At 73.9% G+C, this 24,526-nt stretch carries 14 protein-coding genes; 6 read left to right on the top strand and 8 right to left on the bottom strand.

Features of this window, described 5'->3' with window-relative positions:
- Window positions 1–13: 13 nt before the first annotated feature.
- The 3 genes from efeO to AB0H71_RS21505 all read left to right on the top strand — a co-directional run bounded on the left by efeO (window position 14) and on the right by AB0H71_RS21505 (window position 2,802).
- Complete coding sequence (gene efeO, locus AB0H71_RS21515; RefSeq protein WP_357023598.1) at window positions 14–1,144, top strand: iron uptake system protein EfeO; 1,131 nt, start codon at window positions 14–16, stop codon at window positions 1,142–1,144.
- Complete coding sequence (efeB, locus tag AB0H71_RS21510; RefSeq protein WP_357023596.1) at window positions 1,128–2,372, top strand: iron uptake transporter deferrochelatase/peroxidase subunit; 1,245 nt, start codon at window positions 1,128–1,130, stop codon at window positions 2,370–2,372. The genes efeO and efeB overlap by 17 nt, the downstream gene beginning before the upstream one ends.
- Before the next feature lie 133 nt (window positions 2,373–2,505).
- Window positions 2,506–2,802 (top strand): antibiotic biosynthesis monooxygenase, encoded by a 297-nt coding sequence (locus tag AB0H71_RS21505; protein ID WP_357024514.1) that lies wholly within the window; start codon window positions 2,506–2,508, stop codon window positions 2,800–2,802.
- A gap of 4 nt (window positions 2,803–2,806) precedes the next feature.
- Here the strand turns inward: AB0H71_RS21505 and AB0H71_RS21500 are convergent, their stop codons facing one another.
- The 3 genes from AB0H71_RS21500 to AB0H71_RS21490 all read right to left on the bottom strand — a co-directional run bounded on the left by AB0H71_RS21500 (window position 2,807) and on the right by AB0H71_RS21490 (window position 4,765).
- Window positions 2,807–3,211, bottom strand: a complete 405-nt coding sequence (locus tag AB0H71_RS21500; protein ID WP_357023593.1) for a hypothetical protein — start codon at window positions 3,209–3,211, stop codon at window positions 2,807–2,809.
- A gap of 134 nt (window positions 3,212–3,345) precedes the next feature.
- Window positions 3,346–4,152 (bottom strand): alpha/beta hydrolase, encoded by an 807-nt coding sequence (locus AB0H71_RS21495; protein WP_357023590.1) that lies wholly within the window; start codon window positions 4,150–4,152, stop codon window positions 3,346–3,348.
- Between the two features lie 115 nt (window positions 4,153–4,267).
- Complete coding sequence (locus AB0H71_RS21490; RefSeq protein ID WP_357023587.1) at window positions 4,268–4,765, bottom strand: tellurite resistance TerB family protein; 498 nt, start codon at window positions 4,763–4,765, stop codon at window positions 4,268–4,270.
- Between AB0H71_RS21490 and AB0H71_RS21485 the strand changes: the two genes are divergently transcribed.
- Genes AB0H71_RS21485 through AB0H71_RS21475 form a run of 3 tightly spaced genes read left to right on the top strand, consistent with a single transcriptional unit; the run spans window position 4,764 to window position 7,427 of the window.
- A complete protein-coding gene (locus AB0H71_RS21485; RefSeq protein ID WP_357023585.1) occupies window positions 4,764–5,231 on the top strand; it encodes a hypothetical protein in 468 nt (155 codons plus the stop codon). The two genes, AB0H71_RS21490 and AB0H71_RS21485, sit on opposite strands and share 2 nt — an antisense overlap.
- A 32-nt stretch (window positions 5,232–5,263) precedes the next feature.
- A complete protein-coding gene (locus AB0H71_RS21480) occupies window positions 5,264–6,844 on the top strand; it encodes an alkaline phosphatase D family protein (RefSeq protein WP_357024511.1) in 1,581 nt (526 codons plus the stop codon).
- Window positions 6,845–6,902: 58 nt separating this feature from the next.
- Window positions 6,903–7,427, top strand: coding sequence for an LppA family lipoprotein (locus tag AB0H71_RS21475; RefSeq protein ID WP_357023582.1), 525 nt, complete (start codon window positions 6,903–6,905; stop codon window positions 7,425–7,427).
- A gap of 7 nt (window positions 7,428–7,434) precedes the next feature.
- On the opposite strand, the gene AB0H71_RS21470 is transcribed toward AB0H71_RS21475, so the two are convergent.
- From AB0H71_RS21470 to AB0H71_RS21450, 5 genes are all read right to left on the bottom strand, one after another.
- The gene (locus tag AB0H71_RS21470) at window positions 7,435–8,700 is read right to left on the bottom strand and encodes a cytochrome P450 (RefSeq protein WP_357023579.1); all 1,266 of its coding nucleotides are present in this window, start codon (window positions 8,698–8,700) and stop codon (window positions 7,435–7,437) included.
- Between the two features lie 339 nt (window positions 8,701–9,039).
- Window positions 9,040–9,846: an ABC transporter permease gene (locus tag AB0H71_RS21465; protein WP_357024508.1), complete on the bottom strand. Its 807-nt coding sequence runs from the start codon at window positions 9,844–9,846 to the stop codon at window positions 9,040–9,042.
- A 2-nt stretch (window positions 9,847–9,848) separates the two neighbouring features.
- Complete coding sequence (locus tag AB0H71_RS21460) at window positions 9,849–10,661, bottom strand: ABC transporter permease (protein WP_357023576.1); 813 nt, start codon at window positions 10,659–10,661, stop codon at window positions 9,849–9,851.
- Entirely contained in the window at window positions 10,658–11,617 is a 960-nt protein-coding gene (locus AB0H71_RS21455; protein ID WP_357023573.1) for an ATP-binding cassette domain-containing protein, read from the bottom strand. Before AB0H71_RS21455 ends, AB0H71_RS21460 begins: the two co-directional genes overlap by 4 nt.
- Window positions 11,614–24,519 (bottom strand): amino acid adenylation domain-containing protein, encoded by a 12,906-nt coding sequence (locus tag AB0H71_RS21450; RefSeq protein ID WP_357023571.1) that lies wholly within the window; start codon window positions 24,517–24,519, stop codon window positions 11,614–11,616. Before AB0H71_RS21450 ends, AB0H71_RS21455 begins: the two co-directional genes overlap by 4 nt.
- Between the last annotated feature and the right edge of the window lie 7 nt (window positions 24,520–24,526).

Below are 24,526 nucleotides of genomic sequence, written 5' to 3'. Positions count from 1 at the left end.
AAGGTCCCGTCCCGTGCGACTCTCCCTGATCACCGTCGCCGCCGCGGCGGCGGTGCCGCTGCTGCTCACCGCCTGCACCGGCAAGTCGGAATCGGCGGACGGCGAGATCGCCGTGACCGCCGACGATTCGACCTGCGATGTCGCGCGTGATTCGGCGGGCACCGGCACGGTGAGCTTCCGGATCACCAACAACGGCAGCAAGATCTCCGAGTTCTACGTGTACGGCACCGGCGACCGGGTGATCGGCGAGATCGAGAATATCGGCCCGGGGCTGACCAGGCAGTTGATCGTGGCGGTGCCGGATCCGGGCACGTATCAGACGGCGTGCAAGCCGGGCATGGTCGGCGACGGCATCCGGCACGACTTCACCGTGACCGGGGACGCGCAGCAGCGCGACGGGTCGGGGCGGCTCGCCGAGGCCGCCGCGGGGTACAAGCGGTACCTGACCAGCCAGGCGACCGCCCTGCAGGAGACCACCGAGACCTTCGTCGCCGCGGTGAAGGCGGGCGATATCGAGGCGGCGAAGAAGCAGTATCCGGTGACCCGCACCTATTACGAGCGGATCGAGCCGGTGGCGGAGAGCTTCCCGGACGATCTGGACCCGCGGATCGATCTGCGCGAGGCCGATCTGGCGGCGGGCGATACCTGGACCGGGTTCCACCGGTTGGAGAAGGATCTGTGGGCGCAGGGGTTGCAGCCCGATACGAACAAGATCGCCGATCAATTGCTGGCCGATATCGAGGAATTGGTCGCCGGGGTGACGGCGGCCGATTTCACGGTGGACGCGATCCAGGTGGCCGGTGGCGCACAGGGGCTGCTCGACGAGGTGGCGCGGACGAAGATCACCGGCGAGGAGGACATCTTCTCGCACACCGACCTCTGGGATTTCCAGGCGAATGTGGACGGCTCGCAGGCGGCGGTGGCGAGTGTGCGGCCGGTGCTCGACGAGCGTGATGCCGAGCTGGGTGCGCGGCTGGATCGCCGGTTCGCGGAGCTGGACGCCGAACTGGCGAAGTACCGGGCCGGGGACGGTTTCGTGAGTTACGAAGCCGTGTCCGAGCAGGCCCGGAACGAGCTGTCGCGGCGGATCGACGCGCTCTCGGCCGAGGTCAGTCAGGTGCAAGGCGTTGTCGCCGGGCAGTGAGCGGCGCGGGATCTCCCGGCGCGGTCTGATCGGCGGCGCCGGGATCGGCGTGGCCGCGGCCGGGGCGGGGGTGCTGGTCGGGCGGGGCTCGGCGGCCACCGACGCCACCCCGGACACCGTGCCGTTCCGCGGCGCGCACCAGGCCGGGATCGTCACCCCGGTGCAGGATCGGCTGCATTTCGCCGCGTTCGACGTGCACACCGAGACCCGCGCGGAGCTGGTGGAGCTGCTGCGGACCTGGACCGCGATGGCGGAGCGGATGACCGCGGGCCGGGAGGCATTCCCCGACGGCGCTGTCGGGGCGGGGGAGTACGCCCCGCCCACCGATACCGGTGAGGCGCTGGATCTCCCGGCGTCGCGGCTGACCCTGACGATCGGGTTCGGCCCGGCACTGTTCGACCGCTTCGGGCTGGCGGCGCGGAAACCGGCGGCGCTGGCCCCGCTGCCGAAGTTCACCGGCGACGCGCTCGACCCCGCGCGCAGCGGCGGCGATATCGCCATTCAGGCCTGCTCGGACGACCCGCAGGTGGCGGTGCACGCGGTGCGCAACCTGGCCAGGGCGGGGTTCGGTGCGGTGAGCGTGCGCTGGTCGCAGCTGGGATTCGGCCGCACCTCGACCACCTCCACCGCCCAGGCCACCCCGCGCAACCTGCTCGGGTTCAAGGACGGGACCCGCAATATCAAGGCCGAGGACACCGCGGCGGTCGACCGTTTCGTCTGGGTCGGCCCGGACGACGATCAGCCGTGGCTGGCCGGTGGTTCCTACCTGGTGGCCCGCCGGATCCGCATGCTCATCGAGCCGTGGGACCGCACGAGCCTGCACGAGCAGGAGCGGGTGATCGGCCGCACCAAGGGCGCGGGTGCCCCGCTCGGCTACTCGGACGAGTTCGACGAGCTGGATCTGCAGTCGGCGGGCCCGGACGGCCCGTTCATCGACCGCGACGCCCACGTGCGGCTGGCCTCGGCCGAGGAGCTGGGCGGCATCCAGATCCTGCGCCGCGGCTACAACTTCACCGACGGCTCGGACGGCTTCGGCCACCTCGACGCGGGGCTGTTCTTCCTGGCCTACTGCCGCGACCCGCTGACCCAGTTCGTGCCCATGCAGGAGAACCTGGCCCGCCGGGACGCGCTGAACGAGTACATCCAGCACGTCGGCTCGGCCGTCTACGCCTGCCCGCCCGGGCTCGGCGCCGACGAATACTGGGGCTCCACCCTCTTCGAGGATTGACTCACACCTCGACGTGCGAGCCCGTGATCACCGTCCGCGCGCGCGGCAACCCGAAGTGGCCGAGCAGGCCGGCGCCGACGAGGAGCGGAACGACGACGATGCCGGGAAGCGGGAGCCGTGGCACGGTGGGCCGGTGATCACCGAACACGCCCTGCTCCCCGTCCGGCCCGGCCGCGAAGCCGAATTCGAGGCGGCCTTCGCCCGCGCCCGCCCGCTGATCGCGGGCAGCCCCGGCTTCCGCGGGCTCACGCTGTCCCGCTCGGCGGAGACGCCGAATACGTATCTGCTGCTGGTGCGGTGGGATTCGATCGAGCAGCACACCGAGGGGTTCCGCGGGTCGCCGGAGTACGCCGAGTGGAAGGCGCTGCTGCACCACTTCTACGACCCGTTCCCGGTGGTCGAGCACTTCGTTCCGGTGCCGGTGGACTGAACGCTCAGGGCGCCAGGGTCCAGCGGAGCTCCTCGGCGCCGTACTCGGCGATCTCGCTCAACCGCCTGCCCCCGGCCAAGATGTCCGCGCGGCCGACCTCGGCGAGCGGGCAGCCGAGGCCGTCCAGGTGCGGGCACCAGCGGCGGGCGATGCGCAGGCAGGTCTCGTGCATGGCGGCGTCGCCGAGCACCCAGTCGCCCGCCTCCACGATCACCCAGGCCCGCTCCGGCAGCGGGTCGCCGCAGACCTGGCAGAGCCACTCGGCCTGGCAGCGCCGCAGGCGGTCGGTGTCGACGCACTTCCAGTCGGCGGCGCCCCACCAAACCGGGGTGATCCACGGGACCGGCAGCCCCTCGATCCGGCGCCGGGGCAGCCCCGGCTCGGACCACGGTGCCGAAACGGCATCCACGAACTCGTCATCCTCTCGTCGCGCCGGACGGCGCGGCCGTCCACGCTACCAGCGTGCACCGAGGTGTGAGTCCGAGCGGTATCACAAGGGGTGGTCTCGGCCGTGCCGCAGCGGCACGACCGGGTTCCCGGCGGTCAGCCGGTGGTGAGCGCGGCCTCGCGGACGATGTCCGCGACGGCGTCCGGCTGCGACACGTAGGAGGCGTGCGAGGCGGCGACCTCCCTGGTCCGGCCCGGCGCCACCTCCTGCGCGGTCTCCCGCTGCAGCGCGGGCGGGATCACCCGGTCCTCGGTGGAGACCAGGTACCAGCTCGGGGTGCCCGCCCAGGACGGGTCGCCGGTCCGCTCCAGGTTCGCGGTGGCGGCGAGGGTGCGCTGGTTGGCGTACATCTCGGCGGCCTCGGCCGGCGCGACGTCCTGGCAGAAGACCTCGCGGAAGAACGGCTGGGTCACGAAGGCGTCCAGGTTCACCCCGGCCGGCCCCGCCGGGTCGGCCACCGGCTTCACCAGCAGCGCGGGCGGCAGCAGCAGGCTGCCCGGGTGCGCGATGGGGTTCACCAGCTCGGCCAGCAGCTGGTCGCGCCGCGGCGCGTAGGCGGCGACGAAGACATTGGCGGTGACGTCCGGGTCGTGGGTATTGGTGATGACGGCGCCGCCGTAGGAGTGGCCGACCAGCACGATCGGGCCGTCGATTCCGGCCAGGAACTCGGTGAGCTGCGCGGAGTCGTTGGCGATGCCGCGCAGCGGGGTGTCGAAGGTGCGGACTTCGATGCCGTCGGCGGTGAGCCGGTCGGCCACGTCGGACCAGCCGGAGGAGTCGGCGAAGGCGCCGTGCACCAGCACCACGGTCGGGGTGGGGGCGGCGTGCGCGGGGGCCGCGGCGAGGCCGAGCGCGAGGGCGGCGGCCACGGCGGTGCCTGCGGCGCGAAGGCGAGCGTTCATGGATTCCTCCGTCGATCGTCGGGACGCACGGGTCCGAGCGCGGACCGCTCGAGCGTGCCATACCGAAGATTCGCGGTGGGTGTGTCCGCGGTTTGCGGTGAGTCCGGGATGGACCTCAGCCCGGCAGCTCGAGCATGGGCGGGATGCCGAGCGCGGCGCAGGCGTCGCGCACGGCGTGCACCTCGGCGGGGGCGAGGGTGCCGTCCGCGTTCGCGATCATGATGCCGATCTGCACCACGGCGCGCGCCTGCTCCGGTTTGCCCGCCACCTTGGTGATCTGCTGCAGCACGTGCGCCCGGCCGAAGGCGGGGTCCTGCACCAGGCGGTCGCAGTTGCCGTCGAAGAGGGTGCGCAGCTGCTCGGCCGGGAAGTTGTCCAGCACCGGGTCGGCCGTGATGAGCCCGGCGACCTGCGCTCGCTCCTCGGGGGTGATGGTGCCGTCGGCGGCGGCGACCAGCGCGCACATCCCCATCACCGCGTCCCGGAAGGCGCCGCTGGTGAACTCGTTCTTCTTCGACAGCAGCTGCGACCGCCACTGCGGCGCCCGGTCCACCAGGTCCATCAGCCTGGTCACGGTGTGGCCGGTGTTCAGCAGCTTGTTCAGGAACGACATGACGGACTCCCGGGACAGGGGCCGGCGCGCGACGACCCGCCCCGGCGAACCCTCGGAAGGTAGCAGATCCGCGGCTCGGCCGCCCCGCGATCCGGCGGCGCTACCCCAGGTCGAGCGCCCAATTCTGGCCGACGAGGTCGCGCCCCCAGCTGCGGTGCGGCGCGGCGTCGACCAGGGTGGAACCGAACCCCTCGTGGTTCCGGCGCGCGGGACCGTCGAGGACCGGCTGGAGTTGCTGGCGGGCTGCCTGCCGGACGGCGACCGGGACGCCCCCGAGGTGACGCTCGCGCTCGCGGTGCTGCGCGGCGCGCTGCTCGACCTGCTCGCCACCGGCGACCTGGCCCGGATCGATGCCGCGCTGCGCCGCCAGGCCGCGGTCTTCGATCGAAGCCTCGGTGAACACCGGCGGACGCGGGTGGCTTTTCCGCGCCGGAGCGTCCAGGATGGCGAGCCGTGGGAGCACTGAGCGCGGGGCCGCCGGTCGGCCGCCGGACCGTGATGAAGGGTGGTGCGGTCGCGGCGGCGGCCGTCTTCGCGGGGGCCGCGCGCGCCGGTGCGGCGAGCCCGGTATTCGGGCACGGCGTCGCCTCGGGTGATCCGCTGCCGACCGGGGTGATCCTCTGGACCCGGGTGACGCCCGCCCCGGACGCGACCCCCGGCTCGACCCGCGGCCCGGACGTCGCCGTGCGCTGGGAGGTGGCGCGCGACGACTCCTTCGCCACTGTGGTCGCTGCCGGAACCGCGACGGCCACAGCGGCTTCCGACCACACCGTCAAGGTCGACGCGGGCGGGCTCGCCTCGGGCACCGACTACCGCTATCGGTTCACCGCGCTGGGCGTCACCTCAGCGATCGGCCGCACCAGGACCGCACCGGCCGACACCGACAACCCCGAGCGGCTCCGCTTCGGCGTGGTCTCCTGCTCGAACTGGGAGGCCGGGTACTTCGGTGCCTACCGGCACCTCGCGGCCCGCGGCGACCTCGACGCCGTGCTGCACCTCGGCGACTACCTGTACGAGTACGAGCGCGGCGAGTTCGGCGGCCGCGGCGGCGCGGTGCGCGCGCACGCCCCGGAGCACGAGATCGTCACACTCGCCGACTACCGGATCCGGCACGGGCAGTACAAGACCGACCCGGATCTGGCGCTGCTGCACGGGGCGGTGCCGTTCATCGCCACCTGGGACGACCACGAGACCGCCAACGACGCCTGGTCCGGCGGCGCGGAGAACCACGACCCCGGCACCGAGGGCGACTGGGCGGCCCGGCGCGCGGCGGCGCGGCAGGCGTACCGGGAGTGGATGCCGGTGCGCGACAGCGCCGACGGCAGGCTGTATCGGCGGCTGCGCTTCGGCGCGCTCGCCGAGTTGTCCATGCTGGATCTGCGCAGCTACCGCGACCGGCAGGCGCGCCCCGGCGTGGGCTGGCGCGATATCGACGCGCCGGAGCGCAGCATCACCGGCCGGGAGCAGCTGGACTGGCTGATCGGCGGGCTGGAGTCGGCGCCGGTCCGGTGGAAGCTGGTCGGGAACCCGGTCATGATCGCGCCGGTGCTCTTCCCGCCGCTCGACCCCGCGGTCACCGCGGGGCTGGCCCGGGTGGTCGGCATCCCGGCGGGCGGTATCCCGGTCAATGCCGACCAGTGGGACGGCTACACCGCCGACCGGACACGGCTCTTCCGCGCGGTGCACGACGCCGGGGTGGGCGGGGTGCTCTTCCTCACCGGCGACATCCACAGCTCGTGGGCCGCCGACCTCCCGCTGGACGCCGCCGCCTACCCGGCCGGGCCGGTGGCGGGCGCCGAGTTCGTTGTGCCGTCGGTGACCTCGCAGAGCCCCGGCGATATCGCCGGGCTGCCCACCGCCGCCGCGGCCGGCGCGGTGCGCGAGGTGAACCGCCACCTGCGCTACCTGGAGCTGGACTCGCACGGCTACGGCGTGCTGCACGTGGACGCCGGGCAGGCGCAGATGGACTGGTTCTACCTGCTCGACGTCGACGACCCGAACTCCGGCGTCCGGCACGGTATCTCGCTCGCGGTCGGCGCGGCGGGCCGGATCGAGCCGCGGCCGGGCCCGGTCGGCTGAGCGAAACGCCGCCGCGCGGATCGGCGAAAACCCGGGTGAACTGTTCCGGGGAGGAAACATGTCGGTTCGTCTCGTCGCCCTGCTCGCCGCGGCCTGCGCGGTGAGCGGCTGCGCCACCCTGCTCGGCTACCCGCCGGACCCGCCGGACCCGGCCGAGTACGAGGCGGCAGCCGCCGAGGTCGCGGCGCTACCGCGGGCCGGCGAGTCCGAGCGGGCGCTGCTCGACGCCGTCGAGCGGATCGCCGCCGCGGCGGGCGGGCTCGAGTGGCGCCGCGATCCGGAGCGGCCGCGCGTCGAGGGCGGCTGCACCGGGGTATACGGCCCGACCGGCGGCGTGAACATCGGGCTGGCGCACTTCATCGCCGAGGGCACGATCCCGGCCGACCGCTGGTTCGGTTTCCAGCAGCAGGCCCGCGACCTCGCCGCCGCCGTCGGCGCCGACGACATGCGACCCGGCACCGGCACACCGCCGAACTACAGCGTCACCTTCGATTGCGCGCGGGAGAGCGGGCCGGGAATCTCGGTGTACGCCGACGCGACATCGATGACGATCACCGCGCACACCGGGTGCAGGCTGCCGTGACGGCCGCTCAGACCAGCAAAGCGCGGCGGTCCGCGTCGTCGTTGGATGCGGGGTGGGATTCGGTGGGTGCGCCCGGCCGGACCGGCAGGCTGGTCAAGCCATGGATCAGCAGGCTTTTCCGCCACGTCAGGTCGCTGAATTCCCCGTCGAGCGATATCTCCGGGAATCGGGCGAGCAACCGCGAGATCGCGGTGGTGGCCTCCACCCGGGCCAGGGTGGCGCCGAGACAGTGATGGATGCCGTGTCCGAAGGCGATGTGCCGGCTTTCGGGCCTTTCGAGGTCGATCCGATCGGGGTCGGTGAACCGCGCCGGGTCGCGGTTGGCGGCGGCGAGCGAGATCAGGATGAATTCGCCCGCGTCGATATCCGTACCGCCCAGGGTGATCGGGGCGGTGGTGTAGCGAGCCGTCGCCACGTGCAGTGACCCGTGGCAGCGCAGGATCTCCTCGAGGTAGGCGGGTATCGCGTCGGGGTGGGTGCGCAACCGCTCGGCCGTTGCCGGATCGCGCAGTAGCTCCAGTACCGAATTGCCGATGAGATTGACGGTGGTCTCGTGCCCGGCTATCAACAGCAGGAGCAGCATGGCGATGAGTTCGTGCTCGTCCAGGCGGTCGTCGTGGTCTTTCGCGATGATCAGCTGGGAGAGTATGTCGTCGCGGGGGTCGGCGGTGCGTTCGGCGATCAACTTCGACAGGTAGGTCAAATAGCTGATCCCGGCGGCGGTGCGCTCCTCGATCGTGGCCGAGTCGCTGACGACGACGGCGGTCCAGGCGCGGAACTCCTCCTTGTCGGAGTCGGGGACTCCGAGCACTTCACAGATCACCGCGGTCGGCAGCTGGAATGCGTAGCTGTCCATGAGGTCGACGGTCGTTCGCGCGCCGATGTCGTCGAGCAGGGTGTCGGCGATCGCGGTGATTCTCGGCTGGAGATCGCGGATGGCGGGACCGGAGAAGGCCTTGGCCACGAGCCGGCGCAGCCGGGTGTGCTGGGGCGGATCGGCGAACAGCATATTGTCGCTGATGGCGGTGTTGAACAGCTCGGCCGCACCGTTTTTCGCCAGCACGGCCTGGCCCTCGGGCGAGCCGACGCGTTTACTGATGGTCGGCTCCGTCAAAGCCTGTTTGGCTACCTCGTGATCGACGACCAACCAGCCGAGTACCCCGTTCGATCGAATTCGGTGCAGGGGACCGCGCGCACGCAGTGCCCGGTAGGTCGCATGCGGATCCTGGTAGAAGTCGTCGGTCAGTTCGAGGATTTCCATCGCGCCGGTCACCCCCTGCCCCCGGGTGACAAGGCGGCCGAGCTCGAATTCATGTAGTGCACAGGCCCTCAGTCCTTTCGGCGAACGATCTGACATGCGCGATGCCGTCATCGATCAGGAGTGCAGCAGCGAGAGGTCGAGCGGTTTCGATCGGGTGAACCAGGAAGCCCCATACGAACTAGCCGTGGCCGCTGTCCACTAAACCTTGCGAATCAAGGGGCGAGAGGTGAATTGCCATGAGCGGAGCGGGACGAGCCGTCAGGGGGATGGTAGGGGCCCGGCGGGGTGGGGTCAAGGATCGAGCTCCCGCAATTCCATAGAAAAAGCAGGTCGGGGTGGGGCTTCCCGGGCTCAGCGCCTGCTGGCCCGCCGATAGCCGATCGCCGCCGGAATCGAGAAGACCACGATGGCGCCGAGCGACCAGGCGACGGTGAGGGTGAGCGGGCGGGCCAGCGCACCGCCCTCGGCGAGCGCGCGCATGGTGTCCACCGCGGCGGAGAGCGGCTGGTTGCGCACCACCGGCTGGATCCACTGCGGGTAGGCGGCGAGCGGGACGAAGCCGGTGCTGAAGAACATCATCAGCGAGGTGACGATGGTGATCCCCTCCACCAGCGTGGATTTCGCGGTGAAGACCGCGACCGCGGTCACCAGGGTGGCGAAGGCGAGCCCGAACAGCACCGGCACGCCGAAGAAGGCCAGCGACGGCAGTACCCCCTGCTGGAACCGGAAGCCGAGCAGGTAGCCGACCGCCACGATGGCCAGCGTGCCGACGACGATACGGCAGCCCTCGGCCAGGATGCGCGAGGCGAGCCCGGAGCCGCGGTGCACCGGGAGCACCCAGAACCGGGCGAGCAGCCCGGCGTCGCGCTCCCGCCCGAGCAGGATGCCGCCTGCCACCGCGCCGGAGAGCGCGCCGACCACGGCCACCAGCGGCACCGAGCCGAAGAGCGCCTCGCTGCCGGTGAAGCGGCGGATCTGCCCGCCGATCACGGTGTCCAGCATGACCAGCAGCAGGCACGGCACGATCAGCGTCTCCAGCAGCGTCACCGGGTTGCGCACCCAGCGCACGAGCAGCCGCTGGGTCTGGATCAGGGTGTGCGCGGCGAAGGCGCGCGGGGAGGTCTCGGCGACGGGGGTGCGGGTCGCGGCGGGGATCATCATCAGGCCCTCCTGCGGCTCAGCCGGACGGAAAGGGGGATACAGAGCGCGACGATGCCGAGCGCCCAGGCCAGCGGCGGCGCCAGCAGCGACCAGGAGACGGTGCCCGCGTTCGGCAGCGAATCACCGGCGAGCGCGCGCAGCCCGGCCGCCCACTGCGAGACCGGCTGGTTGCGCACGAAGGGCTGCACCCAGCCGGGGAACTGCTCGGCCGGGGCCAGCCCGGTGGAGAGCATGCCGAAGATGAGCGGGGGCAGCACCAGCGCCTGCGCGGTCGCCTCCGGGCTGCGCGACGCGGTGCCGATGACATCCGCGCCCAGGCACAGCGCCACCCCGATGAGCAGCGAGAACAGCAGGAAGCCCGCGGTGTCGGCCGGGGTGTTGTAGAACCGGAACCCGATCACGTGCCCGCAGACCAGCGCGGTGAGCAGCGCGACCACCAGCCGGAACACATTGCCGGACATGCGCGCCGCGGCGGGCACCAGCGGCCCGACCGGCATCGAGCCCCAGCGCCGGTTCAGCCCGGAGACGGCGTCGGTGGCGGCCCGGAAGGCCGCCGAGACCGCGGTGAACGCCGCCGCCTGCAGGATCACCAGCGGCATCATGTACTGCGCGTAGCTGCTGAAACCGGTGCCGGCGAAGGTCATGATGGTCTTCAGCGGGATGTAGAAGCTGGCGGTGAAGGTGACCGGGGCCAGCACCGAGGTGATCACCTCGCCGGAGCGCAGCGCCGGGGTGACCAGCCGGGCGGTCAGCACCCACCACTGCTGCGCCCGCCGCGGCGCCGCGCCCGCGGTGGCCAGCCAGGCGGTCACGCGGTCACCTCGATGGAGGTGGCGAGGTGGCCGGTGAGCTGCAGGAAGACATCGTCGAGCGAGGGGCGGCGGAGCGCGATGTCGACCAGCTCGACCCCGGCGCCGTCCAGCCGGCGCAACGCCTCGGCCAGCGTCTTGGCGCCGTCCGGGGCCGGGATGGCGATCCGGTCGGCGTCCGGCCCGGGGTGCCGGTCCTCGGGCAGCAGCGAGCCGAGCGCGCGGGCGACCGCGGGCAGGTGCGCGGTGCTGAGCGGGACGATCTCGCAGTAGCTGCCGCCGGTGCGCGACTTGAGCTCGTCGGCGGTGCCCTCGGCGATCACCCGGCCCTGGTCGATGACGATGATGCGGTCGCTGAGCGCATCCGCCTCCTCCAGGTACTGGGTGGTGAGCAGGGTGGTGATCCCGGCCTTCTTGAAGCCGGAGACCAGGTCCCACACCCCCTGCCTGCTGCGCGGGTCGAGCCCGGTGGTCGGCTCGTCCAGGAACACCACCTCCGGCCGCACCACCAGCCCGCAGGCGATGTCGATGCGCCTGCGCATGCCGCCGGAGTAGGTGCCGACCGGTCGCCCGGCGGCGCGCTCCAGCCCGAACTCGCCGATCAGCTCGTCCGCGCGCAGCCGCGCCTCGCGCTTGCGCAGCCCCATGAGCCGCCCGAACATGACCAGGTTCTGGTGCCCGCTGAGCATGTCGTCGAGCGCGGCGTACTGGCCGGTGAGCATGATCGAGCGGCGCACCGCGGCCGGGTCGGCGACCACGTCGTGCCCGGCGACCAGCGCCCGGCCGCGGTCAGGGGAGACCAGCGTGGAGAGGATGTTCACGGTGGTGGTCTTGCCCGCGCCGTTCGGCCCGAGGATGCCGAGCACCTCGCCGGGCTCGGCATGGAAGTCGATGCCGCGCAGTGCTTGCACGGAACCGAACGACTTCTCGATTCCGGTGACGACGACGCCGTGGGTCATCGCTGGCCTCCCAGGTGGTGATCGAGCACGCGCGCCACGAGCGGCAGCGCGTGCGGTGCGGTGAGTTCGTCGTGGGTGACCGCGACGTCGTGGTTGGTGATGGCGCCGGTGACGTAGGGCCGCCAGTTCTCGGCGCCGAAGATCTCCGAGCTGTCCACGGTGGCGGCGACGTAGACGATGTCGCCGTCGTAGACCGGGCGCCGGTAACCGGTCCTGGTGCGGGCGGAGGCGTTGTAGGAGCCCGCCATCCGCTCCAGGGTCGCGGCATCGATCAGGGCGACGCCGAGCCGGTCCCGGATGCGGTCGGCGGCCTGCTGCGCGGTGGCGTCGGCCGGGACGTCGTCGATGCCGAAGACCGCGCCGAAGGCGTTCACGAACGACCCCGCGGTGAGCGGCTCGATGGCGTCGCCGTCGATATCGGCGGTGTCGGCGTCGAGCAGCGCGACCACGCCCACCTCGGCGCCCTGCCGCCGCAGCTCGACCGCGGTGGCGTGCGCGATGAGCCCGCCGAAGGACCAGCCGGTCAGGTGGTAGGGCCCATCGGGTTGCAGCGCGCGGATCTCGCGGGCGTAGCGCTCGGCGAACTCGGGGATCGAGCGCACCGACGGCTCGCGCCCGCTCAGGTCCGGCGCCTGCAGCCCGTAGATCGGGCGGCCCGGCGCCAGCAGGTCGGCCAGGCCGAGGTAGCTCCAGGCCATGCCGGAGGAGGGGTGCACGCAGAAGAGCGCGGGCTCCGCGCCGTCGGTCCGGATGGGGAGCACCACGTCCAGGCCGAGCCCGGAACCGGCGGCCGGGGCCGGCTCGGTCGCGGTGAAGGCGCGGGCGGCGTCGGAGCCGGCGAAGCGGGTGGCCGCGGCCAGGGTCTCCAGCCAGAGCTCGGCCAGCCGGGCGACGAAGGGCTCGTCCAGCAGCTCGCCGGGGTAGCCGACGGTGATCTGCAGCCGGTCGCGCACGACCAGGGCATTGATGTCGATCACCGACTGCAGCGGCACGTCGGGGTGCTCGGCGGCGGGCAGCTCGCCGAGCGCGTCGGTGGGCAGCCAGCCGAGCCCGTCCAGCCCGGCGGGGATGTCGGCGGCGGCGTAGCGGCCCAGGTAGTTCACGCTGACCTGGCCGGGCAGCCCGGCCGGGAGCTGGGCGGCGGTGTCGGGGTTCAGGTAGCGCAGCAGCCCGAAACCGATTCCCTTGTCCGGGATTTCGCGCAGCTGCTCCGCGGTGGCGCGGATGGCGGCGCCCATGGCGGGGCCGCCGGCGAGCGCGTCGGCGAGGTCGATGCCGGCGAGGTCGAGCCGGGCCGGGTAGAGGCTGGTGAACCAGCCGATGGTGCGGGAGAGGTCGGCGCCGGGGATCACCTCCTCCTGCCTGCCGTGCCCCTCCAGCCGGAGCAGCACCGGGTCGTCCCCGCCGCGCAGCCGCAGCAGGGCGAGCGCCAGGGTGGCGAGCAGCGCGTCCTCCACGCCGCCGCCGAAGATGCCGGGCAGCGTGGTCAGCAGCGCGGCGGTGACCTCGGCGGAGGCCGCGCGGTCGAGCAGCCGCAGGGTGCGGGTGGTGTCGACGGCCGGGTCGAGCGGGCGGCTGGCGAGTGGCGGGTCCGGGGTGGCGGTGACCGCCTGCCAGTGCGCCAGCTCGGCGGTGCGGTGTGCGCTGTGCGCCTCCTCGGTGAGCGCGGTGGCCCAGCGCCGCATCGAGGTGCCGGTCGCGGCGAGCACCGGGGTGGCGCCCGCCGAGACCTGCGCCCAGGCGCCGATCAGGTCCGGGATCAGGATGCGCCAGGAGACGCCGTCGATCACCAGGTGGTGCGCGACGACCAGCAACCGGCCGGGGCCGGACTCCGGGTCCAGCCAGACGAACTGCAGCACGGTGCCGCCGGCCGGGTCGAGGCGGTCCAGCGCCGCGTCCAGCTCGCTCGCGGCGTGCTCGCGCAGCTCGACGGGGTCGGTGGTGGCGTACCGCACCCGGTGCAGCAGGGCGTCCACCGGCACCGAGCCGGGCTCGGCGACCAGCACCCGCGGCTCGCCGTGCGTGACCAGCCGGGCGCGCAGCATGTCGTGCCGGTCGATGGCCGCGGCGAGCGTGGCCACGATGCCGGCCCGGTCGATGCCGGCGGGCAGGTCCAGCACGGCCGTCTGCGCGAAGCGGCGGTGGTCGCCGCCGCGTTCGAGCATGTAGTGGCCGATCGGCGGCAGCGGGAACTCGCCGACCCCGCCGCCGGGCAGCTCCTCGAGCACCACCGCCGGGCCGCTCGCGTCCGCGGCGGCGGCCAGCGCGGCCACCGTGCGGTGCTCGAAGACCTGCAGCGGCGTGCAGGTGACGCCGTGCTGCTTGGCCAGGGAGACCAGCTGGATGGCGAGGATGCTGTCGCCGCCGAGCGCGAAGAAGGAGTCGTCGGCCCCGGCCCGGTCCAGCCCGAGCAGCTCGGTGAAGACCTCGGCCAGGATCTTCTCGGTCGGCGTCGACGGCTCCCGGTAGCCGGCGCGCTCGACGGTGAACTCCGGCGCGGGCAGCGCGTTCCGGTCCAGCTTGCCGACGGTGGTGAGCGGCAGCTCGTCCAGCACGACGAAGGCCGCGGGCACCATGTAGCCGGGCAGCGTCTCCGCCGCGGCGGCGCGCACCCGTGCCGGGTCGAGCTCGGCGCCGGGGGAGCGCACCAGGTAGGCGGCGAGCGCGGTGCCGCCGGGGCCGGGCACGCCGAGCGTCACCGCCTGGCGCACCCCGTCGAGGCGGCCCAGCACGGCGTCGATCTCGCCCAGCTCGATGCGCTGGCCGCGCACCTTGACCTGGAAGTCGGTGCGGCCGAGGTACTCCAGCCGCAGCTCGGTGCCTGCCCCGGCCCAGCGCACCAGGTCGCCGGTGCGGTACGCGCGCTGCCCCGGCGCGAAGGGGTGCGCCACGAAGCGGGCGGCGGTGAGGCCGGGGCGGCCGTGGTAGCCGCGGGCCAGCGCCGGGCCCGCCAGGTACAGCTCGCCCGCGACGCCGACCGGCACCGGCCGCAGCCGGTCGTCCAGCACCAGCACCGCGGCGCCGCGGATCGGGGCGCCGATGGTCACCGGCTCGCCCGTGGCGAGCAGCGCGGAGGCCGTCGCCCAGATGGTGCTCTCGGTCGGGCCGTACAGGTTCACCAGGTCGCGCCCGGTCGCCCAGCGCGCCACCAGCTCCGGGCCGACGGCCTCACCGGCGACGGCGAGCACCCGCACCCCCGGCACGGCGGCCGGGTCGAGCGTGGCCAGGGCCGACGGCGTGATCACCATATGGCTCACCTCCTCGGCGGCGATCAGCTCGGCCAGCGCGGCGCCGCCGAACACCTCCGGCGGCGACACCACCGCGGCGCCGCCGTGGCCGAAGGCCATGAGCGCCTCGAAGATCGAGGCGTCGAAGCTCGGCGAGGCCACCTGCAGAACCCGCGAGGTCTCGTCCAGGGTGAGCAGCTCGCGCTGGGCCGCGACCAGGTCGGCGAGGCCGCGGTGCCCGACCGCGACGCCCTTGGGGGTGCCGGTGGAGCCGGAGGTGTAGATGAGCCAGGCGGCGTCGTCGGGGTGCACGGCGGGCAGCGCGGCCTCGGGGCGCTCGCCGAGATCGTCCAGGACCAGCCAGTCGACGGTGTCGGGCAGCTGATCCCGGTACGCGGCCAGGGTGATGCCGGTGCGGGCGCCGGAGTCGGTGAGCATGTGCGCGATCCGCTCGGCCGGGTGCCTGGGATCCACCGGCAGGAAGGCGGCGCCCGCCAGCGCGGCCGCCCACACCCCGGTGAGCAGCGCGGCGCCGCGCGGGAGGCCGAGCGCCACCACCGAGCCGGTGCCGGCGCCGCGCAGCTGCCGGGCCAGCCGGGTGCCGCGCTCGGCCAGCTCGCGGTAGGTGAGCGTGGCGCCGTCGGCGATCACCGCCGGGCGGTCCGGGAAGCGGGCGGCGGTGCCGGTGAGGATGGCGGGCAGCGTTGTCGTCCCGACGGTTTCGGGGCCGCTGACCTCGGCCAGTTCGGCGCGCTCGGCCGCGTCGAGCAGGTCGATATCGCCGATGCGAGTATCAGGCGCGGCGGTGACCGCGGTCAGGATGCGCTGCCAGCGGCGGATCAGGGTACGCGCCGTCGGCTCGTCGAAGAGGTCGGTGGCGTAGGTGAGCACGCCGGTCAGCCCGTCCGCGTGTTCGCGCAGGTCGACGGTGAGGTCGAACTGCGAGGAGCCGCGGTCGAAATCCGCCACCTCGACGCGGAGCCCGGGCAGCTCCAGCACCGGCGCCACGTAGTTCTGCAGGCTCAGCGTCACCTGGAAGAGCGGGTGGTGCGCGGTGGAGCGGGCCGGGTCGAGCACCTGCACCAGCCGCTCGAACGGCACGTCGGCGTGCGCGAAGGCATCCAGGTCGACGCCGCGCACGGTGCCGAGGAACTCGCCGAAGGTGGCGGCCGGGTCGACGGGGGTGCGCAGGGCGAGGGTGTTCACGAACATGCCGACCAGGTCGTCCAGGGCGCGGTCGCCGCGGCCCGCGACCGGGGTGCCGATCACGATGTCGCCGGTGCCGCTCAGCCGCGCGGTGAGCACCGCGAGCGCGGCGTGCGCGACCATGAACAGGCTCGCGCCGTGCGCGGTCGCCAGCTCGCGGAGCGCGGTGGCCAGCGCCGGGTCGAGGGTGAAGTCCAGGTCGGCGCTGCGCAGCGACTGCACCGCGGGGCGCGGGCGGTCGGCGGGCAGCTCGAGGACATCGGGGGCGCCGGTGAGCGTTTCGGTCCAGAACCGGAGCTGCCCGGCCGCCAGCGACTCCGGGTCGGACTCGGCGCCGAGCAGCTCGCGGTGCCAGAGCGCGAAGTCGGCGTACTGCACCGGCAGCGGCGCCGCGGCGCCCCCGGCGTAGGCGGTGACCAGGTCGGTGGCGAGCGGGGCCATGGAGGCGCCGTCGGCGCTGATGTGGTGCACGACGAGCAGCACCACGTGTGTCTCCGGATCGAGCCGGAAGACGGTGGCGCGCAGCGGGGTCTGGTCGGCCAGGTCGAAGCCGACGGCCGCCGCGGCGGTGAGCTCGGCGCGCAGCGCGCCGGGCGCCACGTCGCGCAGCGCGACCTCCGGGATCGCGTCGGCGGCGTCGAGCACCACCTGGCGGGCGCCCTCGGCATCCGCCGGGTAGACGGTGCGCAGGCTCTCGTGCCTGGCCACCAGGGCGCCGAAGGCGGCGCGCAGCGCGGCGACGTCCAGCGCGCCGGTGAGCCGCAGCGCCACCGCGATGTTGTAGCCGGGCGAGCCCGGATCCATCCGGTTCAGCACCCACATGCGCTGCTGCGCGGGGGAGAGCGGGATGCGGTCCGGCCGCACCCGGGCGGCGAGCGCGACCCCGCCGCCCGGCTCGACGGCGGGCACCACCCGCGCCGCGAGCTGCGCGACGGTCGGGGCGTCGAAGAGGTCGCGCAGCGCGATCCGGGCGCCGAGCGCCGCGTTCACCCGCGCCACCACCTTGGTGGCGCTCAGCGAGTTGCCGCCCAGCTCGAAGAAGGACTGGTCGGCGCTGACCCGCTCGGCCGCCAGCACCTCGGCGAAGACGGCGGCGACCGCCTCCTCGACCGGGGTGCGCGGGGCCAGGTACGGGCGGGTGGCGCCGGTGAAGTCCGGGATGGGCAGCGCGGCCCGGTCCAGCTTGCCGACCGGGGTGAGCGGGATCGAGTCCAGCACCACCACGTGTGCGGGCACCATGTACCCCGGCAGCACCGCAGCCACCCGCTCGCGCAGCAGCTCGACATCGAGCGCGGTATCCGCGGCGGGCAGCACGTACGACACCAGCACGGTCGCCCCCGCGGGGCCGGAGCGGCCGATGGTGACCGCGTACTCCACCTGCTCGTCGCGGGAGAGCACCGCGTCGATCTCGCCCAGCTCGATCCGCAGCCCGCGGATCTTCACCTGGAAGTCGCTGCGGCCCAGGTACTCCAGCTCGTGCCGCGCGGTCCAGCGCACCATGTCGCCGGTGCGGTACATGCGGCTGCCGGGCGTGCCGTACGGGTCGGCCACGAACCGCGCCGCGGTCATGCCGAAGCGGTTGAAGTAGCCGCGGGCCAGCGCGGGCCCGGCCAGGTACAGCTCGCCGGGCACGCCGACCGGCACCGGGCGCAGCCAGCCGTCCAGCACTACCGCCGCGGCGCCGCGGATCGGCCCGCCGATGGTGATGCGCTCGCCCGCGACCAGCTCGGCCGGGCCGGTGGCCCAGATGCTGAACTCGGTGGGGCCGTACTCGTTCACCATGCGCCTGCCCGGCGCCCAGCGCTCCAGCAGCTCGGGGGTCGCGGCCTCACCGGCCACCGCGAGCAGCCGCAGCTCGTCCAGCCCGGCCGGCTCCATGGTGGCCAGCGCGGACGGGGTGATCACCGCGTGCGTCACCCGCTCGGTGCGGAGCAGCTCGGCCAGCGCGGCGCCGCCGTAGACCTCCGGCGGCGCGACCACCAGCCGTCCGCCGGAGGCGTGCGCGGTGAGCAGCTCGTACACCGAGGCGTCGAAGCTGGGCGAGGCCACCTGCAGCGCACGGACGTCGGGGCCGACCCCGAGGGTGTCCCGCTGGTGCTCGATGAGGTTCGCAATGCCGCGGTGGCTGAGCAGCACCGCCTTCGGCTTGCCGGTGGAGCCGGAGGTGTAGATGAGGTAGGCGGTCTGGTCCGGGAAGATCGGGCCGCCGCGCTCGGCGTCGGTGATCGGGGCGGCGGAGACCGTCATGACCCGGCGGATGGTGTTCAGGTCGTCCAGCAGCAGCCAGTCGATGGTGCCGGGCAGCGTCTCGCCGGTCGCGGTGACGGTGACGCCGATCGGGGCCCTGGAATCGGCGAGCATGTGCTCGATCCGCTCCACCGGGTGGTTCGGGTCCAGCGGGGCGAAGGCCGCGCCGGTCTTGGCCAGTGCCCAGACCGCGACCACCGACTCCAGCGAGCGGGTCAGCGCCAGGATCACGAAGACCTCGCGGCCGATGCCGCGGCGCAGCAGCATCCGCGCGAACCGGTTGGACCAGGTGTCGAGCTCGCGGTAGGTCATGCTCAGGTCGCCCGCGCGCACCGCGACGGCGTCCGGGTCGAGCGCGGCGCCCGCGGTGAGCAGCTCGGGCAGGGTGCGCACCGGCACCGCATCGGGGCCGCGGACCGGGGCCAGCGCGGCGAGCTCGGCGTCGTCGCAGGTGCGCAGGTGCGCGAGCGGGGCCTCCGGGCGGGTGGCGAGCTGGTCGGTGAGCCGGACGAAGCGCTCCAGCAACGGCCGCGCGGCGTCGGCGGCGAGGTGCCCGGTGAGGTATTTGAGCGTGACCTCCAGGGTGTCGCCGTCGTCGCCGCGCTGCGGGATCACCATGAGGTTGAGCGGGTACGGGGTGGCGTCGGTGCCCTCGACGTCGAGCACCCGCATCCCGGCGATATCCAGCGCCTGGGAGAGCGCCGCCCGGTCGATGGGGTAGGACTCGAAGACCGTGAGGGTGTCGAAGAGCTCCGCCAGCCCGACGGCCTGATGGATCGCGGCCAGCCCGATGTGCTGGTGGTCCAGCAGCCGCGCCTGCTCGGCCTGCACCCGGGTCAGCAGCGCGGCCGCGCTCTCCGCCGGGTCCAGCCGGATCCGCACCGGCAGCGTGTTGATGAAGAGCCCGATCATCTCCTCGACCCCGGCCAGCTCCGGCGGCCGCCCGGAGACGGTGCCGCCGAAGACCACGTCGGTGCGGCCGGTCAGCATGGCGAGCAGCAGCGCCCAGCCCGCCTGCACCAGGGTGTTCACCGTGGCGCCGGAGCCGCGGGCCGCGCGCTCCCAGCGCGCCACGGTCGCCCGCGGCAGCGCCAGGGTGACGGCGCCGGTCTCGGCGGACTCGATGCCGGCGAGGCTGGGCAGCGCCCGGGTGGGGGTGTCGATACCGGCCAGCGACTCGGTCCAGGCGGCGAGCGAGGCGGCGTCGTCGCGCTCGGCCAGCCAGGTCAGGAACTCGCGGTAGGAGTGCGCGGGCGGAAGCGCGGCGGCGTCGCCCGCGGTGACGTAGAGCGTGAGCAGCTCGCGGACGAGCAGCGGGGTGGACCAGCCGTCCAGCACCAGGTGGTGGTTGGTGAGGATCAGCCGGTAGGTGTCGCCCGGCAGCCGGACCAGGGTGAAGCGGACCAGCGGCGGGCGGGTCAGCTCGAAGCGGGTGCGGGCGTCGACGGCGACGATCCGGTCCAGCTCGCGCTGCCTGGCCTCGGGGTCGGTGACGCTCCGCAGGTCGAGCTCGCGCCAGCCCACCTCGGCGGTGCCGAGCACCAGCTGCCGCGGCCCGTCGGCGGTCTCCACGAAGGCCACCCGCAGGTTCTCGTGCCGGTCGATGAGCGCCTGCGCCGCGGTGCGCAGCCGGGCGGCGTCGACGGTGCCGGCGAGGGTGAGCAGCGACTGCACGGTGTAGCCGTCGGCGGTGTCGGTGTCGTAGACGGCGTGGAACAGCAGCCCGTACTGCAGCGGCGAGAGCGGCCAGACATCGGTGAGCGCCCGGTACTCGCGCTCCCAGCCCTCGATCTGCGGCTGGTCCGTCGTGACCAGCGGGAAGTCCGACGGGGTGCGGCCACCGGAGCCGGTCGCGGCGAGCGCGCCGAGCGCCTCGGCCCACAGCCCCGCCAGCTCGGCGACCTCGGCGGCGGTGAGCAGCCGGGCGGCGTAGGCCCAGGTGACCTCGAGCCCGGCCGCGGTGCGCACGGCGTTGATGTCGAGCACGGCGGCCAGCGGCGCGCGGTCGTCCTGGGTGGCGGCGAAGCGGCGCGGCAGCCAGGGGCCGCCGCCGTCGGTGTCCGCCCGGCCCAGGTAGTTCACGCTGATCTGTGGCTCCGGGTGCCCGGCGAGCGCGGGCGCGGTCTCCGGGTTCAGGTAGCGCAGCATGCCGTAGCCGATGCCCTTCTCCGGCACCGCGCGCAGCTGCTCCTTGACGGCCTTGAGCGCCGCGCCGGGGTCGGCGGGGTCGATGCCGGTGAGGTCGAGCGCGGCCGGGTGCACGGTGGTGAACCAGCCGACGGTGCGGGTGATGTCGGCGCCGGGCAGGATCGACTCGGCGCGGCCGTGGCCCTCCAGGGTGAACACGGCGGTGCGGCGGTCCCGCCAGCGCCCGACGGCGAGCACGAGCGCGGCGAGCAACACGTCGTCGGGGCCGCAGTGGAAGCGCTCCGCGGTGGCGCCGAGCGCGGCGTCGGCCAGCTCCGGCGCGATCACGGTGTGCTCCTGCGCCATGGTGCCGACCACGTCGAGCGCGGGGTCGAAGGGCGCGGAGCCGATGGGCGGGTCGTCGGTGCCGGTGATGCGCTGCCAGACCGGCAGCTCCGGGGTCCGGGTGGCGGCGTGCTCGCGCTGGCCGTGCGCCCAGCGCCGGAACGAGGTGCCGACCGGGGCGAGCGCGCCGCCGAGCGCGGCGGTGGCCAGGTCGGGGAGCAGGATCCGCCAGGAGACGCCGTCGGTGACCAGGTGGTGCAGCACCAGCCAGGCCAGCGGCTCGTCCCCGTCGATCACCACCACCCGGACGACCACGCCGTGCTCCGGGTCCAGCCGGTCGGCGGCGGCGTCCAGCGCGGCGTCCGGATCGGTCCCGGCGGGCACGGTCTCGATCAGCGCTGCGGCATCGACGCTGCCGGGGGCGGCGACCTCCCAGGTCCAGCCATCGTCGGCGCGCCGCAGCGCCGAGCGCAGCAGGTCGTGGTGGTCGAGCAGGGTTTGCAGCGCGGGCGCCAGGTCGGTGCCCGCGGGCAGCCCGATGAGCACGGCCTGGCCGAAGCGGCGCCAGTGCTCGCCCTGCTCCAACATGGCGTGCACGATCGGCGTCGGCTCGACCCGGCCGGTGCCGCCGCCGGGCAGTTCGCGCACCGCGACCGCGGCGACCTCGGTGGCGACGGCGGCCAGCGCGGCCACCGTCTTGCGCTCGAACACGTCGCGGGCGCCGAAGCCGAGCCCGGCCGCCTTGGCCCGCGACACCAGCTGGATGGAGACGATGCTGTCGCCGCCGAGCGCGAAGAAGCTCTCGTCCACCCCGACCGACTCCAGCCCGAGCACCTCGGCGAAGAGCCGCGCCAGCAGCTCCTCGCGCGGCGTGGACGGCGCGCGGCCGGTGCTCGCGCGGGCGCCGAAATCGGGGGCGGGCAGCGCCCTGCGGTCCACCTTGCCGAGCGGGGTCAGCGGGACGCTCTCCAGCAGCATCATCACCGACGGCACCATGTACGCGGGCAGCGTCTCCCCGGCGGCCACCTTCAGCGCCTCCGGGTGCGGCGCGGTGCCCGGCCGCGGCAGCACGTAGGAGACCAGCGCGGTGGCGCCGGAGGGGGTCTCGGCGCCGACGGTGAGCGCGAATTCGACCTCCGGGTGCCGGTGCAGCGCGGCGTCGATCTCGCCCAGCTCGATCCGGAAGCCGCGCACCTTCACCTGGAAGTCGCCGCGGCCCAGGTACTCCAGCTCGTGCCGCTCGGTCCAGCGCACCAGGTCGCCGGTGCGGTACATGCGCTCGCCCGCGGCGTACGGATTCGCCACGAAGCGGGCCGCGGTGAGCCCGGTGCGCCGGTGGTAGCCGCGCGCCAGCCCCGGCCCGGCCAGGTACAGCTCGCCGGTGGTGCCCGCGGGCACCGGGCGCAGCCAGGGGTCGAGCACCACCGCGGCCACCCCGGGCTGCGGGGTGCCGATGGTGACCGGGGCATCCGGGTCGAGCGGGCCGGTGAGCGTCGCGGTGACCGTGGTCTCGGTGGGGCCGTAGCCGTTCAGCAGGGTGCGGCCCGCCCAGCGGGTCACCAGCTCGGGCGGGCAGGCGTCGCCGCCGACCACGACGGTGCGCAGCGCGGGCAGCGCGGCGGGGTCGAGCGAGCCGGCCACGGTCGGGGTGACGTTCAGGTGCGTCACGCCGCTCCCGCGCAGCACCGCGGCCAGTTCCTCGCCCGCGTAGGCCGCGGGCGGGACGACGGCGAGCGTGGCGCCGCGCGCCAGCGTCACCAGGATCTCCTCCACCGAGATGTCGAAGCTCGGCGAGACGGCGTGCGCGACGACCGCGTCCGCGGTGACGCCGAAGCCGTCGCCGGAGCCGGTGACCAGCCCGGCCAGCCCGCGGTGGGTGACAACGACGCCCTTCGGCAACCCGGTGGAGCCCGAGGTGTAGATGACGTAGGCGGCCTGGTCCGGGTGCACCCGGACGGCGGGCGGCTCGGCGCTGTGCCCGGCGATCCGGGCCGCGGTGGCCGGGTCGTCCAGCACCAGCCACTCGATCCGCCCCGGCAGCGCGGCGGCGATCGTCACGCCGGTCACCACGCCGCTGTCGGAGAGCATGTGCTCGATCCGGTCGGCCGGGTAGGTGGGGTCGATCGGGACGAAGGCGGCGCCGGTACGGGCCACCGCCAGGGTGGCGAGCACGGACTCGATGGAGCGCGGAATCGATACCGCCACCGCGCGTTCCGGCCCGGCGCCGCGGGCGATGAGCTCGCGGGCCAGCCGCGCGGTGCGCGCGTCCAGCTCGGCGTAGGTGAGCGTGGTGCCCTCCCCGGTGAGCGCGACCGCGTCCCGGTCGAGATCGATTCCGGCGGCGATGATCTCGGGCAGGGTCCGCACGGCGGGGCCGGGGGCGCCGCGGCGCGGCGCCAGCTCGGCGCGCTCGGCGTCGGTGAGCACGGTGAGCACGGCCAGCGGCGCCTCCGGCCCGGCGGCCAGGAAGCGGTGCAGGAAGAGCAGGAAGCGGCGGTGCTGCGCGGCCAGCTCGGTCTCGCTGTAGAGATTGGCATTGCCCTGGAAGTCGATGTGCGTGCTCTCGCCGCCGACGCCGGGGTAGAGGTTCACGAAGAGGTCGTCGATGAGCCCGGAGGTGAGCACGTGCAGCCTGCCGGTGACGCTGCCGAGCCGGATCCTGGTGTCCACCATCATGAGGTTCACCGACGGCCCGAACGAGACCGCCTCGTCCATGGCGCGGCCCTGATCGCGGAAGATGTCCTCCTGGCGGTAGCGCTGGCGGCGCAGCGCACCGGTCAGCTCGCCCTGCGCGGCCCGGACGAGATCGCCGACCGTGGTCGCGGGCGTCACCGCGAGCCGCAGCGGCACCACATTGGCGATCATGCCGCCGGAGCGGCGCAGGCTCGCCGTGGTGCGCGCCGAGACCGGCAGCGAGAGCACCACCTCCGGCGCGCCGGTCATGGCGGCCAGGTAGGCGCCGAAGGCGGCGACCACGGTCGGGGCGACCCCGGAGTTCACCGCCGCCGCCACCGAATCCAGCAGCGCGGCGGTGCTTTCCGGCAGCGCGCCGGAGACCAGCGCGGGGTGGCCGTCCACCGCGGCCACCCGCCCGGCCAGGCTCACCGGGTCGGCCATCCCGGCCAGGTGCTCCAGCCAGTACTCGCGGTCGGTGGCGAAGCGGCCGGACTCCCGGTAGGCGCGGTCCGCCGCGACGATGCTGCGCAGGTCGTCGGCCTTGGCGGCGGGCGGCTCGACGCCCTCCACCGCCGCGTTGTAGAGCTCGCCGGTGCGCTGCACCATGGCCAGCGCGCCCATGCCGTCCAGCACCAGGTGGTGGATGCGCGAGTACCAGTACCAGCGGTCCTCCGCGATCCGCAGCACCGCCACCCGCACCAGCCGGTCGGCGGCGGGATCCAGCGGGGCCCGGTACTCGGCCCGCATCCACGCCTGCGCCGCCGCCTCCGGGTCCGGCTCGGCGCGCAGGTCGAGCAGCTCCATGCTGTCGTCCAGTGTCGGGTCGACCAGCTGGTACGGCCTGCCGTCGGCCTCCCCGATGCGCAGGTAGCCGGTGCCGAACTCGCGGCCGGCCCGCTGCGCCGCGCGCTCCAGCTCGGCGACGTCGACGGCGCCGCTCAGCTCGACGTACTGCGCGATGGAGATGGGCGTGGCGCCGGCGATGTGCTGCGCGAACCAGATCCCGAGCTGGGCCGCGGAGAGCTCGAACGAGCCGTCGGGGGCACCGGTCACCGGGGGAGTGAGCTGCTGCATGGAGACG

This window comes from Nocardia sp. NPDC050697 (assembly GCF_040654395.1).
Classification (GTDB): domain Bacteria; phylum Actinomycetota; class Actinomycetes; order Mycobacteriales; family Mycobacteriaceae; genus Nocardia.
Note: the sequence above shows the minus strand (reverse complement) of the source record. Positions and strands in the feature narration are given on the sequence as shown.

Bases quoted from the DNA above. Each gene is read 5' to 3' on its own strand.
- AB0H71_RS21495 (WP_357023590.1), bottom strand. From the start codon at position 4,152: ATGAACGCTCGCCTTCGCGCCGCAGGCACCGCCGTGGCCGCCGCCCTC.
- AB0H71_RS21455 (WP_357023573.1), bottom strand. From the start codon at position 11,617: ATGACCCACGGCGTCGTCGTCACCGGAATCGAGAAGTCGTTCGGTTCC.
- AB0H71_RS21450 (WP_357023571.1), bottom strand. From the start codon at position 24,519: ATGCAGCAGCTCACTCCCCCGGTGACCGGTGCCCCCGACGGCTCGTTC.
- AB0H71_RS21465 (WP_357024508.1), bottom strand. From the start codon at position 9,846: ATGATCCCCGCCGCGACCCGCACCCCCGTCGCCGAGACCTCCCCGCGC.
- AB0H71_RS21485 (WP_357023585.1), top strand. From the start codon at position 4,764: ATGACGGACTCCCGGGACAGGGGCCGGCGCGCGACGACCCGCCCCGGC.
- AB0H71_RS21475 (WP_357023582.1), top strand. From the start codon at position 6,903: ATGTCGGTTCGTCTCGTCGCCCTGCTCGCCGCGGCCTGCGCGGTGAGC.
- AB0H71_RS21480 (WP_357024511.1), top strand. From the start codon at position 5,264: ATGAAGGGTGGTGCGGTCGCGGCGGCGGCCGTCTTCGCGGGGGCCGCG.
- AB0H71_RS21490 (WP_357023587.1), bottom strand. From the start codon at position 4,765: ATGTCGTTCCTGAACAAGCTGCTGAACACCGGCCACACCGTGACCAGG.